This window comes from Thermomonas hydrothermalis (assembly GCF_900129205.1).
Taxonomy (GTDB): domain Bacteria; phylum Pseudomonadota; class Gammaproteobacteria; order Xanthomonadales; family Xanthomonadaceae; genus Thermomonas; species Thermomonas hydrothermalis.
On sequence record NZ_FQUK01000013.1, the window covers coordinates 47,534 to 61,040 of the forward strand.

Annotated in this window: 13 protein-coding genes, 1 tRNA gene and 1 riboswitch; of the genes, 5 read left to right on the forward strand and 9 right to left on the reverse strand. The window is 65.7% G+C overall.

Translation table 11 applies throughout. The annotated features are described in order from the left end of the window. Positions 1 to 41 precede the first annotated feature (41 nt). Both BUA29_RS05305 and olsF read right to left on the reverse strand, forming a co-directional pair. A complete protein-coding gene (locus BUA29_RS05305; protein ID WP_072755591.1) occupies positions 42 to 860 on the reverse strand; it encodes a UDP-2,3-diacylglucosamine diphosphatase in 819 nt (272 codons plus the stop codon). A gap of 57 nt (positions 861 to 917) precedes the next feature. After that, the gene (gene olsF / locus BUA29_RS05310; protein WP_178137893.1) at positions 918 to 2,666 is read right to left on the reverse strand and encodes a bifunctional ornithine lipid synthase OlsF; all 1,749 of its coding nucleotides are present in this window, start codon (positions 2,664 to 2,666) and stop codon (positions 918 to 920) included. Positions 2,667 to 2,873: 207 nt separating this feature from the next. Here olsF and metK point away from each other — a divergent pair, with 207 nt between their 5' ends. The 3 genes from metK (at position 2,874) to ahcY (ending at position 5,887) form a co-directional block, all read left to right on the forward strand. Then, the gene (gene metK, locus BUA29_RS05315; RefSeq protein ID WP_072755577.1) at positions 2,874 to 4,085 is read left to right on the forward strand and encodes a methionine adenosyltransferase; all 1,212 of its coding nucleotides are present in this window, start codon (positions 2,874 to 2,876) and stop codon (positions 4,083 to 4,085) included. A 94-nt stretch (positions 4,086 to 4,179) separates the two neighbouring features. After that, positions 4,180 to 4,302, forward strand: a complete 123-nt coding sequence (locus BUA29_RS05320) for a hypothetical protein (RefSeq protein WP_245770515.1) — start codon at positions 4,180 to 4,182, stop codon at positions 4,300 to 4,302. Positions 4,303 to 4,343: 41 nt separating this feature from the next. Then, positions 4,344 to 4,414, forward strand: a riboswitch (S-adenosyl-L-homocysteine riboswitch). Positions 4,415 to 4,444: 30 nt separating this feature from the next. Continuing rightward, positions 4,445 to 5,887, forward strand: coding sequence for an adenosylhomocysteinase (gene ahcY / locus BUA29_RS05325; RefSeq protein WP_072755578.1), 1,443 nt, complete (start codon positions 4,445 to 4,447; stop codon positions 5,885 to 5,887). A 65-nt stretch (positions 5,888 to 5,952) separates the two neighbouring features. On the opposite strand, the gene BUA29_RS05330 is transcribed toward ahcY, so the two are convergent. Continuing rightward, positions 5,953 to 7,092: a GGDEF domain-containing protein gene (locus tag BUA29_RS05330; protein WP_072755579.1), complete on the reverse strand. Its 1,140-nt coding sequence runs from the start codon at positions 7,090 to 7,092 to the stop codon at positions 5,953 to 5,955. Positions 7,093 to 7,272: 180 nt separating this feature from the next. On the opposite strand from BUA29_RS05330, the gene metF reads away from it, so the two are divergent. After that, positions 7,273 to 8,097 carry a methylenetetrahydrofolate reductase [NAD(P)H] gene (gene metF / locus BUA29_RS05335; protein WP_072755580.1) on the forward strand — a complete coding sequence of 275 codons (825 nt, stop codon included), beginning with the start codon at positions 7,273 to 7,275 and terminating at the stop codon, positions 8,095 to 8,097. Positions 8,098 to 8,141: 44 nt separating this feature from the next. After that, on the forward strand, positions 8,142 to 8,606 hold the full coding sequence (locus BUA29_RS05340; protein ID WP_143148816.1) for a hypothetical protein: 465 nt from the start codon (positions 8,142 to 8,144) through the stop codon (positions 8,604 to 8,606). 21 nt (positions 8,607 to 8,627) lie between these two features. Here BUA29_RS05340 and BUA29_RS05345 read toward each other — a convergent pair whose 3' ends face one another. The 6 genes from BUA29_RS05345 to BUA29_RS05370 all read right to left on the reverse strand — a co-directional run. Then, positions 8,628 to 9,734: a branched-chain amino acid aminotransferase gene (locus BUA29_RS05345; RefSeq protein ID WP_072755582.1), complete on the reverse strand. Its 1,107-nt coding sequence runs from the start codon at positions 9,732 to 9,734 to the stop codon at positions 8,628 to 8,630. A gap of 68 nt (positions 9,735 to 9,802) precedes the next feature. After that, positions 9,803 to 11,125, reverse strand: coding sequence for a sensor histidine kinase (locus BUA29_RS05350; RefSeq protein ID WP_072755583.1), 1,323 nt, complete (start codon positions 11,123 to 11,125; stop codon positions 9,803 to 9,805). Further along, positions 11,112 to 11,795, reverse strand: coding sequence for a response regulator transcription factor (locus BUA29_RS05355; protein WP_072755584.1), 684 nt, complete (start codon positions 11,793 to 11,795; stop codon positions 11,112 to 11,114). The genes BUA29_RS05350 and BUA29_RS05355 overlap by 14 nt, the downstream gene beginning before the upstream one ends. Before the next feature lie 236 nt (positions 11,796 to 12,031). Next, positions 12,032 to 12,946 carry a 30S ribosomal protein S6--L-glutamate ligase gene (gene rimK / locus BUA29_RS05360; RefSeq protein WP_072755585.1) on the reverse strand — a complete coding sequence of 305 codons (915 nt, stop codon included), beginning with the start codon at positions 12,944 to 12,946 and terminating at the stop codon, positions 12,032 to 12,034. Between the two features lie 116 nt (positions 12,947 to 13,062). Then, positions 13,063 to 13,136 (reverse strand) — tRNA-Gly (locus tag BUA29_RS05365). Beyond that, a partial coding sequence (locus BUA29_RS05370; RefSeq protein WP_143148817.1) for an integrase core domain-containing protein occupies positions 13,127 to 13,507 on the reverse strand: 381 nt, incomplete at its 5' end. The genes BUA29_RS05370 and BUA29_RS05365, both read right to left, overlap by 10 nt.

Consider the following 13,507-nt stretch of genomic DNA (forward strand, 5'->3'; position numbering starts at 1 on the left):
GACAAATATCACGCCGTGTCCGTCAACGGCAGCGTTGCTCGCTAGGCGGCGCGGGGAACAACCATCGCATCGGCCACGACAGGGCGGCGCGGCGGCAGCTCGGCCAGCACGCGGCCATCGTGCTCCAGCAACCGCAATGTACCGTCCCACTCCTCCACCAGCGCCGTCAGGCTTTCCACCCAATCGCCGTCGTTGGCGTAGATGCATCCATCCTGCTGAACCAGCGCCGCGCGATGGATGTGGCCACAGACGATGCCATCAAGGCCGCGCCGGCGCGCCGCGTCCAGTCCTGCCTGCACGTAGCGGATGATATAGCGCTCCGCCGCACCGCTCTGCGACTTCAGGAAATCGGCCAGCGACCAGTAGCGCAGCCCCAGCCGGCCGCGCACGGCATTGAGCCACTGGTTGCCGGTGAGCAGGCGGTAGTACAGCCAGTCGCCGATCTTCTCCTGCAGGGATCCGAAGTGGGTGACCGCATCGAACTCGTCACCGTGCACCACCAGCAGACGCCGGCCATCGGCAGTGACATGGATGGCGCGGCGGCGCACCCGCATCGCCGGCAGCGCCAGGCCGCAGAGCTGGCGAAGGGGGCGGTCGTGGTTGCCCGGGATGTAGACCAGTTCCGCGCCGGCACGGCGCTGCGCGTGCAGCGCCTCGATCACGCGCTGGTGGGCCGCCCCCCAGTGCAGCCGCCGCTGCGCGATCCACCACAGATCGACGATGTCGCCAACCAGATAGAGCCGGTCGCAGCGCAGGCTGGCGAGAAAGTCGGCCAGCGCATCAGCGTGGCAATGGCGCGCACCCAGGTGCACGTCGGAGAGAAAGACCGCACGGCGGCGCACGGCCGGCGCCTGGCGCAGGGCGGCCGCGGCGAGACGGCCCGCCGGAACACCGTCGCCGGGGCCGTCGGCGTTCACCTAGCCCACCGCCTGCGCGGCCGGGGATGGCGTGGCCTCATCACCCAGATAGCGCTGCCGTTTCTTCGGACGCATCCGCTGGATATCGACTTCGATCAGCCCATCCACCGCGTCGCTGAAATCGGGATCCACGCCGAAGGCGAGAAAGCGCGCTCCGCCCGGCTCGCACAGGTCCACATACTGCTTGTAGAGCATCGGCACCTGTACGCCCAGCGCATCCAGCCTGTTCTTCAGCATGCGGAAGGCGGTCTCGGCATCCGGCGCGGCATCCTCCAACGGCGCGGTTTCGTAGTGGAACGGACGCCGCGGGCGCACCTCGCCGGGCGGGCCGCCATGCCAACGGGCGTAATGGGCCACGATCTGCTCGCGCGCCACCGCCGGCAGCGCCGCGCTGATGGACACCGCCCCGAACAGGTAGCGCACCTTTGGGTAGGCACGCAGGTAGGCGCCAATGCCCTGCCAGAGATAGTCGATGCTGCGGCTGCCCCAATAGGCTGGCACCACGAAGCTGCGCCCCAGCTCCATGCCTTGCGCGATGCGTATCAGTGCATCCTCGCCGTAGTCGAACAAGCTGGCGGTGTAGAGACCGCGCAGGCCGTGCGCGGCCAGCACCGGCGCGCCGCGTGCAACGCGGTAGGCGCCGGCGATGCGGTCGGCAGCGGCATCCCACAGCACGATGTGCTCGTACCAACTATCCCAGGCATCCAGATCCAGCGACCGACCGGTACCTTCCCCGACCGCACGGAAGGTGGCCTCGCGCAGGCGACCGATCTCGTGCAGCAGTGGCGAGCCCGCCGCCAACGTGCCTACTCGGATCTCCTTGCCATCGCCAGTGCGCCCCAGCAGCCGCAGCGTGCCCACCTCCGCCCGCACCAGCGCCGGCGCCACCGGCTCGGCCACGGCTTCCACCGCCAGCCGCGGGCCAACCTGCGCATCCTGCCCGACGGACGGACGCCGTGCGCCTAGCGCATACAGGTCGCGGCGCAGCGTGCGCAGCAGCACGGCATCATCGACGCCAGTCGGCAGCAGGCGTGCCGTGCCAACCCGCAACACCACCCGCCGCGTGCGGCGGGCGAACATCTCGCGCGCCAGCAGCGCGGTGCCCGCCGGCTTGAACAGCGCCGACGCCCCGTAGAACAGGGCCGAATTGCGGGCCTGCACGTGCACCGGCAACACCGGCGCCGCGCAGGCCCGGGCAAACCGCAGGAAGCCGCGCCGCCAGCGCCCGTCGCGGATGCCGCGTGGCCCCAACCGCGACACTTCGCCGGCCGGGAACACAATCACGCACTCCTCGCGCGCCAGTGCAGCCTCGATCGCGCGCAGACTGTCCACGGTCGGGCGTCCACCCAGGATACGCACCGGCAGCAACAGCTCGTCCAGTCCGTCCAGCGCGGTCAGCACATCGTTGGCGACGATGCGCACGTCACGCCGCACCTGCCCCACCAGATCCAGCAAGGCCAGCGCATCCAGCGCGCCGGAAGGGTGGTTGGCCACCACCAACAGACGGCCGCGGGCGGGAATGCGCGCGCGGTCGGCATCCTCCACCACATAGCCGGCGCCGAGATGGCGCATCGCCGCAGCCACGAAGTCGAAGCCGCGCAAATGACGGTTGGCACCGAGGAACGCATCGACCTCGTCAAGCCGCGACCAGCGCGCGATGCCGCGCAACAGCGGCCGGGCAAGGACGGCGCGTCGGCCGCGGAACCAGTGCGGGAAACGCTGCTGCAGGCGCTGTTCGAGCTGAAGCATTGCAAACGGTCGGTAGCGCAGGCGTTGGCCTGCAACCTACGCATCTGCCGAGACAGCCCGATGGCAGCGTCATGACGGCGCGATGACGCCCGACCGCTTAACGTTCGCCCAACACACTGGCCGCCGGAATGGACGCAGGATGCATCTCTGGCCGTGGCGCTGTATCATTCGCGCCCATCTTTTCATCCGCATGCAAGGATATAGACGATGTCCAGCTACCTCTTCACGTCCGAATCCGTCTCTGAAGGCCATCCGGACAAAATCGCCGACCAGCTTTCCGATGCGGTGCTGGATGCGATCCTGGCCCAGGACAAGCACGCCCGCGTGGCCTGCGAGACGCTGGTGAAGACCGGCGCCGCCATCGTCGCCGGCGAAGTCACCACCAGTGCCTGGGTGGACATCGAGGAGCTGGCGCGCCGCATCATCAATGGCATCGGCTATGACAATTCCGATGTCGGCTTCGACGGCCATACCTGCGCCATCATCAACATGCTTGGCAAGCAGTCGCCCGACATCAACCGCGGCGTGGACCGTAAGAAGCCGGAAGATCAGGGCGCTGGCGACCAAGGCCTGATGTTCGGCTATGCCTGCAACGAGGCACCGGAGTTCATGCCGGCACCGATCTACTACGCCCATCGTCTGGTCGAGCAGCAGGCCAAGGTTCGCAAGAGCGGCAAGCTGCCGTGGCTGCGCCCGGATGCCAAGAGCCAGGTCACCCTGCGCTACGAAGATGGCGTCGTCAGCGGCCTGGATGCCGTGGTGCTGTCCACCCAGCATGACCCGGACATCAAGCACAAGGACATCGTCGAGGCGGTGGTCGAGCACATCTTCAAGCCGGTGCTGCCCAAGGCGTGGCTGGCTGCGTTGCCGAAGTCGAAGATGCACATCAACCCGACCGGCAAGTTCGTGATCGGCGGCCCGGTCGGCGACTGCGGCCTGACCGGCCGCAAGATCATCGTCGACACCTACGGTGGCATGGCCCGCCACGGCGGCGGTGCGTTCTCCGGTAAGGACCCGTCCAAGGTCGACCGCAGCGCCGCCTATGCCGCCCGCTACGTGGCCAAGAACATCGTCGCCGCCGGCCTGGCCGACAAGTGCGAGGTGCAGGTCAGCTACGCCATCGGCGTGGCCGAGCCAACCTCGATCTCGGTAACCACCTTCGGCACCGGCAAGGTCAGCGACGAGGTGATCGAGAAGCTGATCCGCGCCCACTTCGACCTGCGCCCGTATGCGATCTCCCGCATGCTGGATCTGGAACACCCGATCTACCTGCCGACCGCGACCTACGGCCACTTCGGTCGCAAGCCGAAGGAGATCAGCTACACCGATGGCGAAGGCAAAAAGCAGAAGGCCACCCTGTTCTCATGGGAGAAGACCGACAAGGCCGAAGCCCTGCGCAAGGCGGCGAAGCTGAAGTAAGCCGTACCACAAACGCAGCAACACCCGGACGGGCCGCAGCGATGCGGCCCGTCTGCGCAAGTCACATCGACGCTTCATCGGTCGCATCACCGCCATACAGAATCCGGCGTTCTACCGGCAGGACAGTGCGGCCCAGCAGCATGCCAACGCCGACTTGGCGGCGCTACAGGCCGCGCTGGATGCCGCCTACGCCCGCTGGGAAGCACTGGAAGGCTGACCCGCAGTGCGCCACCCGCCTCGCAGCCGGTTTACAATGCCAAGGCCGAGGGGCGCTGCGATCGTGTTTTCGCGACCAGGCTCGGCTTTCCAAACAACGGCGCCCGTGACTGCATTCCCACTGCCCTCACGGAAGGTTCGCCATGAACGCACAGCTTCACACCACGCCCAGCCACGACTACAAGGTCGCCGATATCTCCCTGGCCGACTGGGGCCGCAAGGAAATCGACATCGCCGAGCACGAGATGCCCGGCCTGATGGCGATCCGCCGCAAGTACGCACCGCAAGCGCCACTGAAAGGTGTGCGCGTGACCGGTTCGCTGCACATGACCATTCAGACCGCGGTGCTGATCGAGACGCTGAAAGACCTCGGCGCCGACGTGCGCTGGGCGTCCTGCAACATCTTCTCGACGCAGGACCATGCCGCCGCTGCGATCGCCGCGTCCGGCACACCGGTGTTCGCCTGGAAGGGCGAGACACTGGAGGAATACTGGGACTGCACGCTGGCCGCGCTCTCCTTCCCCGATGGCAAGGGCGGCTTCCTCGGCCCGCAGCTGGTGGTGGACGACGGCGGTGACGTCACCCTACTGATCCACAAGGGCTACGCGCTCGAGCAAGGCGACGACAGCTGGGTCAACTCACCATCGGCAAGCCATGAAGAGCAGGTGATCAAGGCGCTGCTCAAGCGCACCCTCAAGGAACGCCCGGGCTTCTGGACGAAGGTCGTCGCCGACTGGAAGGGTGTGTCGGAAGAAACCACCACCGGCGTGCACCGTCTGTACCAGCTAGCCGAGGCCGGCAAACTGCTGGTACCGGCGATCAACGTCAACGACTCGGTCACCAAGTCCAAGTTCGACAACCTCTACGGCTGCCGCGAGTCACTGGCCGATGGCCTCAAACGCGCAATGGACGTGATGCTGGCCGGCAAGGTGGCGGTGGTGTGCGGCTACGGCGATGTCGGCAAGGGCAGCGCGCACAGCCTGCGTGCCTACGGCTGCCGGGTGATCGTCACCGAAATCGACCCGATCTGCGCGCTGCAGGCGGCGATGGAAGGGTTTGAGGTCACCACGGTCGAAGACACCCTGGGCATTGCCGATATCTACGTCACCGCCACCGGCAACAAGGACATCATCACCCTGGAACACATGCAGGCGATGAAGGATCAGGCCATCGTCTGCAACATCGGCCATTTCGACAACGAGATTCAGGTTGATCGCCTCAAGGCCAGCGGGGCCGTCTGCACCAACATCAAGCCGCAGGTGGACAAGTACACCTTCCCCGACGGCCACGCCATCTTCTTGCTCGCCGAAGGCCGCCTGGTCAACCTGGGCTGCGCGACCGGCCACCCGAGTTTCGTGATGAGCAACAGCTTCTCCAACCAGACGCTGGCCCAGATCGATCTGTGGGCAAACCGCGACCGCTATCAGCCCAAGGTTTATCTGCTGCCAAAGAAGCTGGACGAAGAAGTCGCGCGCCTGCATCTGGAGAAGATCGGCGTGAAGCTGACCCAGCTGACGCCGGCGCAGGCCGACTATCTCGGCGTCCCGGTGGACGGCCCGTTCAAGCCGGAACACTACCGCTACTGAGCACGTCTCCTCCTGGATGTCACAACGGGCGCCGCAAGGCGCCCGTTGTCCGTTCAGGGCAACCGTCAGTCCGGCTGATCCGCGCAGACCACCACATCGCGCCCGGCCGCCTTGGCGCGGTAGAGCCCGACATCGGCCGCCCGGTAGAGCGCCTCTCCCGTCTGGTGCCGGGCAGGATCGAACGCGACCGCACCGATGCTGACACTGCTATTCAAGCCAACCCCTGACAGCTGCAATGGCACGGCCGACCAGGCCGCGCGGAAGGCATCGGCCCGACGCATCACCACGTCTAGCGGCTGGCGAACCAGCACTCCGAACTCTTCCCCGCCCAGGCGGGCCACCAGCGCCTGACCGGCATCAGGGAACGCTGCCTGCAGGCGCTGCGCGAACATGATCAGGCAGTCATCTCCAATGCCGTGCCCATACCGGTCGTTGATGGCTTTGAAGTGATCCAGATCCAGCAGCAGCATGACCAGCGGCGTCCCCTCGGCACGCGCCTGCCGGCAACGATGCGTCAGCACTGTGGAAAACCTGCGCCGATTGGCAATGCCGGTCAACCCGTCACGCCAGCTTTGCTGCTCAAACAGATCGCGCTGGCGTCGCAACTCATCCTCCAGATCGAGCCGTTGCCGATACTCGGCATGGCTTCGATACAACGCCAGACTCACGTAAAGCAGGTACAAACAGCTCACCGCCACCAGCTCGAACCGCGAGCCGTTGACGATCAATGCCCCCAGCGTGGGCAGGTAGAGCAGCCCCAGCGCGATGAATGCCTCACGCAGGCGCATCGGAAAGTTGTGGGCAAAGGCGGTGGCAAATGCATAGGAGCTGATCGCAGCGACCGTGCGTGCACTTTCATTGGGCGTGGTCAGCAGCAGCCACGACACCGCCCCCGCCCACAGGGCGCAGTTGCCCAACAGCACGGCCCAGATCCAGTTCAGGCGTTGCCGCACCGCACGCTCGGACGCATCATCCGGCAAGCCTTTGACCAGAAAACGCAGCAGGTTGACCAGCACAAACGCCAGCCCCAGCAGCAGGAACGTGTCCCGCGCCTGCGTCCACAGCCCGCTGGCTGTGCCTGCAAGCCCCCACAGCAGGACATAAAACGGCCCACCCAGGCGAAACCGCTGCAGGGTCTCGCGCAGCTCCTGCTGCAAGCGCGGCGAGGCGCGCTGCAGATCCGCCGCGTGCGGGCCTTCGGTCATGGGTGCCCCCCTTACTTGATGCGCGGCCGGCCATCTGTCGCCAACGGGAATCGCGTGCTCGGAGATTCCTCGGCGGCCACCATGCGGCTGGCAGAACGGGCCGTCAAGTGCCGACATAAAACATCTTCATCTTGATGAAGAGATATGTAAAATGGAGCATTCTGACCCAGCAGGCGTCCCATGCAGCCGATCAGCTTCGAGTTCTACCCACCCAAAACCGACGAACAGCGTGCGCAGTTCGATCGGACCGTACGCAAGCTGAAGGCCTATGGCCCGGAGTTCATGTCGGTGACCTTCGGCGCCGGTGGATCCACCTTGAGCCATACCCCGGAAACGGTGCAGCGGCTGCGCAGCCTCCATGGTGTAGCCGGGGCGCCGCACATCACCTGCGTCGGCGGCAGCCGGGAGGAAATCCGCACCCTGCTCAAGCGATACCGTGCGCTGGGCTGCGACCGCATCGTCGCCCTGCGTGGAGACCTGCCCTCGGGAATGGCGCGCAGCGGCGATCTGCGCTACGCCCGTGATCTGGTGGCGTTGATCCGGGAAGAACATGGCGAACATTTCCACATCGAGGTCGCCGCCTATCCGGAAGTGCATCCGCAAGCAGACGACGCCCAGACCGACCTGCGTCATTTCAAGGCCAAGGTCGAGGCCGGCGCCAACAGTGCAATCACCCAGTATTTCTACAACGCCGACGCGTACTTCCAGTTCGTCGAGGACGCGCGCCGGCTGGGCGTGACCATCCCGATCGTGCCGGGCATCATGCCGATCTCCAACTTCTCGCAACTGCGCCGATTCTCGGCCGCCTGCGGGGCAGATATCCCGCGCTGGATCGAACGCCGCATGGCCGGCTTTGGTACTGACGACGACGGCATCCGGGCATTTGCCGCTGACTTGGTCGCGGCGATGTGCCGCCGCCTGCTGGATGGCGGTGCACCGGGGCTGCACTTCTACACCCTCAATCTGGCACGCCCGGTGCAGGCGGTGCTGCAACGGCTGAGCTGAGCGCATACTCTGCGCCCATGCCGCGCGCCGTTCTTATCGCTTGCTTGCTGTTTACTGCGTTACCTGCATCCGCGCAGGTGCGCCAGTGCATCGCTGCCGACGGCAGCCGGCTCTACACCGATCGCGCCTGCGCCGATCTCAATGCAACGCACGCACCGCCGGCACCACCCAGCAGCGGCGCCCGCCTCGCAAGCCGCCAAACCGGCTGCGCACGCACCCTGCAAGATCTCATCCTGGCGCTGGAACAGGCCCTGCAAAGTGGCGATGTCAACCGGCTGGCGGGCCTCTACGACTGGGCCGGACTGGGCGGTGCCGCCGCCAATGCCACCCTGGACCGACTGCAGCGCATCGCCGCAAGATCCGTGCTCGCAATCCAAGCCGAATCCGATGCCACCAGCGGCACCATCACCGGCCTTCGCATCGATCAGGTGGACACCGATACAGCGCATCCACGCAACGTCCACGTGGGGGTACGCCGGCGCTTGGGCTGCCTGTGGCTGACCCCGTAATGTCGCGTTGACGGGGGGCGCTCAACGCAGGCGCACCATCCAGCCATGGGTATCGGCCACCCGACCATACTGGATGTCGGTGAGTGCCTGCCGGATCGCCAGTGTCACCGGGCCGATCGGCGCATCGGGATCGCCCACGGCCAGATCCTTGCCCTTGAGCTGACCGATCGGCGTGACCACCGCCGCGGTGCCGCAGGCAAACACCTCACTGATCGCCCCCGAGCTCACCCCTTCGATCCATTCGTCGATCGCCACGCGGCGTTCCTCGACCGGCATTCCACGTTCCCGTGCCAGCTGCAGGATGCTGTCGCGGGTCACGCCTTCCAAAATGCTGCCGGACAGCGCGGGGGTGACCAGCCGACCGTCGCGATAGACCAAGAACACGTTCATGCCGCCCAACTCTTCCAGATAGCGGCCCTCGACCGGATCGAGAAACAGCACCTGCGAGCAACCGTTCGCATACGCCTCCTGCTGCGGCAGCAGAGACGCAGCGTAGTTGCCACCACACTTGGCAGCCCCGGTGCCGCCCTTGGCCGCACGCGCATACTCACGCGACAGCCAGATCGAGACCGGTGCCAGCCCTTTGGCGAAATAGGCACCGGCAGGACTTGCGATCACGTAATAGCCAGCCGCACGCGCCGGCCGCACCCCCAGGAAGGCTTCGGTGGCGATCATGAACGGACGCAGATACAAGCTGCTCTCCGGTGCCGACGGCACCCAGCCATGATCGATCGCAATCAGCTGGCGCAGCGACTCGAGAAACAGCGCCTCGGGCAACTGCGGCATCGCCAGCCTCGCGGCCGAGCGCTGCAAGCGGCGCGCATTGGCCTCCGGCCGGAAGGTCCAGATCGAGCCGTCGGCATGTCGGTAGGCCTTGATGCCCTCGAAGATTTCCTGCCCGTAATGCAGCACCGCTGCAGCCGGATCCAGCGCCAGCGGCCCATACGCCCGCACCTGGGCATCGTGCCAGCCGCGCTCGGCATCCCACTGGATCGCCACCATGTGATCGGTGAAGTAGCGTCCGAACCCCAGCTCACCGGCCAGGATGCGGTCACGCTCGGCCTCGCTGCGTGCGTGATCGGACGGGATGACACGAAACGCCAACGACGCATCAGCAGCAAGGGACATGCGGCTCTCCAGTCAACCGAAAGGCCTATTATGCCGCGCCACTCCAGTCCCCTGCTCAATCGCGCGTATCAGCAAAAGCGCAGAATCGCCACCACGCCTTTGTGCTCACCCGGGCGCACCTGCACCTCCCAGCCATACAGCGCGCACAACCGGCGCACGATCGAAAGCCCGATCCCGCCGCCCTGCGAATGGCCGGCGTGGGTGCCACGGTAACCGCGTTCGAACAACCGCGCCGCGTCCTCTGCGCTGAGCCCAGGGCCGGTATCGATCACCTCCACCGCATCCTTATGCACCCGCACCACGACCTCGCCACTCGGCGTGTACTTGACGGCATTGCCGATCAGATTGCCCAGCGCCACCGCCAGTGCCGACTCGGGCACATCGAGCGGACAGGTCGCCTCACCCTCCAGCCGGAGTTGCACCGGCTTTCCACCCAACTGGGCGCGGTGGCTGTCCAACAGGTGCTGGGCCACCTTGGTCACATCGCACTGACCAACACCGCGCTCATTGCGCGACAGCAGCAGCAGCGCGCCAATCAAATCGCTGCACTGCTGCTCGGCGCGCTGGATGCGCAGCAGGCGGGCACGGGTACGATCATCCAGATCAGGTTTGGCCAGCAACAGTTCGACCGCGCCGCGAATCACCGCCAGCGGTGTGCGTAGCTCATGGCTGACGTCGGCATTGAACTCACGGTCGCGCTGGACGACCTCGGTGAGACGGGCGGCGTAATCGTCCAGTGCCTTGGCCAGCTCGCCCACTTCGTCTTCGGCAAAGTGGGGCGCCAGCAACTCCGGATCGGAACTGGTGCCAGACCGGCGCAGCCGTTGTGCGAGATCTGACACCGGCGCCATCACTCGCGCCGCCGACCACCACCCCAGCACCAGCGCGAACAGGGTGAAGGCTAGCACCGTCACGAGCAGCCAGCGCGTCAAACGATCCGATGTGGCCGCCGCATCGGTGACGTTGTAGCGCACCAGACTGGTGAAGGGTTTGCCCTCCCGGCTGATGCCGCGACGGACCGCCACCTTGTACACCTGGATCGCACCACTGGCGTCTGGTTCGCGAATCTCGTGCACGCCCGGCGTCAGGTTGCGATAGAGCGGGTTGATCTTGTAGGCGTTGTCATCGCTGAACGTACGCGCATCGAACACCAGGTAATACGGCGGCTCGTCGGGATTGGTCTCGACATGCCGCACCAGGTTGTCCACTTCGCGCTGCAGGGTTTTTTCGATCAGCTGGTTCTCCAGCCGGTTGCGCAACTGCACCATTGCCACCGCAAACAGCGCGGTCAGCCCGAAGCCGAGCAGTACGAACGAAACGATGATGCGGGTGCGCAGGCGGCGCCGACCGGGCGACCGCCGTGGCGCTCCGGCGGACTCAACGCTCGGCATCGGGTGCAACGATCCGGTAGCCGATGCCGTGTCGGGTCTGGATCATCGGCTGGGAAAATGGCTTGTCCACCGCGGCGCGCAGGCTGTGGATATGCACCCGCAGGGAATCCGAATCCGGCAGTTCTTCACCCCATACGCGACTTTCCAGCTCCTGTCGGGTCACCACCGCAGGCGAGGCTTCCATCAGGGCCTGCAGGATCTTCAACGCGATCGGGTTGAGCTGGATGGCGCGTCCCTCGCGGTGCACCTCCAGGGTGTCGAGGTTGTATTCCAGATCGCCCACCTTAAGCACCCGCGCCGGCAGGCCGCGACCACGCCTGGCAAGCGCATTGAGCCGCACATTGACTTCCTGCAATGCAAACGGCTTGATCAGGTAATCATCGGCACCGGACTCGAACCCGGCCAGCTTGTTCTCCAGCGAATCGCGCGCAGTCAGCATCAGCACCGGGGTGTGCTTGCGCGCCTCGTTGCGCAGCTTGCGGCACACCTCCAGGCCGTCCATCCCGGGCAGATTCAGATCCAGCACGATGGCATCAAAATCGTGCACCACCGCCAGATGCAGGCCGGTGATGCCGTCTGCCGCAAAGTCCACGGTATGACCGCACTCTTCGAGATAATCGCCAAGGTTGGCGGCGATGTCGGGATTGTCCTCGATGACCAGGATGCGCATCCGGTTTCCTCTCCTTGCAGTTCTGAGCGCCACACCCGCTGCGCCCTGCCGTATGACCAGCGCCGCAACCGCCAGTTCCGCAGCCATTCTGGCACAGGCGCTGACTGGCCTATCAGTCTCCCGGCCGCGAAGACAAAAAACCCGGCCGGGAACCCGACCGGGCTAACGTATCAGCATCGCCCTGCATACCTGCCGGGGGGAATGCGGCAGGCATGGGCATTGTCCTCGGCGTGCGATCAAGAATCCGTTAAAACCGCATTGGCTGCTCGTTTTCTGCTGGTTGCCATTGCGACCACGTGGTCGATCACCGCACCCGCCACATCGATCCCGGTGGCGGTCTCGATCCCCTCCAGCCCCGGCGAAGAGTTGACTTCCAGCACCAGTGGACCGCGCCGGCTGCGCAGCATGTCCACCCCTGCCACCCTGAGGCCGAGGATGCGCGCCGCACGGACCGCGGTCTCGGCCTCCGCCCGCGTCGGCCGAACCGGCCGGGCAGTCCCGCCACGATGGAGATTGGAACGAAAATCGCCCTTCGGCGCCTGCCGCCGCATCGCCGCCACCACCTTTTCACCGACCACGAAGCAGCGCAGGTCGGCACCTTTGGCCTCGGCAATGAACTCCTGCACCAGGAAATGGGCATACAGCCCGCGCAGGGTCTCGATTGCGGCACGCGAGGCCGAAAGCTTCTCGGTCAGCATCACCCCCGCACCCTGGGTGCCTTCGTTGAGCTTGATCACATGCGGCGGCGGGCCCAGCATGGCCAGCAGATCGGCCGTATCGTCCGGGTTGTCACCGAACACGGTGGTCGGCAGGCCGATCCCCTCTGCCGCCAGCACCTGATGGCAGCGCAGTTTGTCGCGGGCACGGGCGATTGCGGCGGCGCTGTTGGGGGTGTAACTCCCCATCAGTTCAAACTGACGCAACACCGCGCAGCCGTAGCGGGTGACCGAGGCACCGATCCGCGGCACCACCGCACCATAGCCGGCAATCGGCTTGCCCTTGTAATGCATGGCAAACCCGTCGCTGGCGATGCGCAGATAGCAGCGCAGCGGATCCAGCACCCGCACGCTGTGGCCACGCTCCCGCGCGGCCTCGACCAGGCGCCGGGTCGAATACAGCTTGCTGTTGCGCGACAGGATGGCCAGTTTCATGCACGCCCCGCATCTGCCCGTGTTGTCCCAAGACTGTCCGAGTCTACCGCCGTCCCCTTACGAAAAAAGGCGACCCCGGTCAGGGGCCGCCTTTCGTGACAGCAATTGCATCGAACTGGAGCGGGTGATGGGAATCGAACCCACGTTAGCAGCTTGGGAAGCTGCAGTTCTACCATTGAACTACACCCGCGCGGGGACAAAGTCTATGTGGCGACGGGCCGGGATGCAATGCACTGTATGAGTCCACCACCTTTGGCACTCGGGTTGGTGCTGGAGCAGGAAGTGTAGCGGGGGTCGCTGGCCGAGGGCGTGGTGGGGGCGCTCGGCGTTGTAGAAGACGAGCCAGTTGGCCAGCTGCTGGTTGAACGCATCCAGGTCGGTAAAGAGCAGGTCTTCGTGGTAGTCCACGAAGGACTCCTGCACGGTTCGATTGAAGCGTTCGACATGCGCGTTCATCTTGGGTGTCTTGGGATACGTGTACCAGCGCTGGATCCCCTGCGTGGCGAGCGCCTTGGAGAAGTCGGCCTCGAACTCGGAGCCGTTATCGGAGAGCACCCGCTT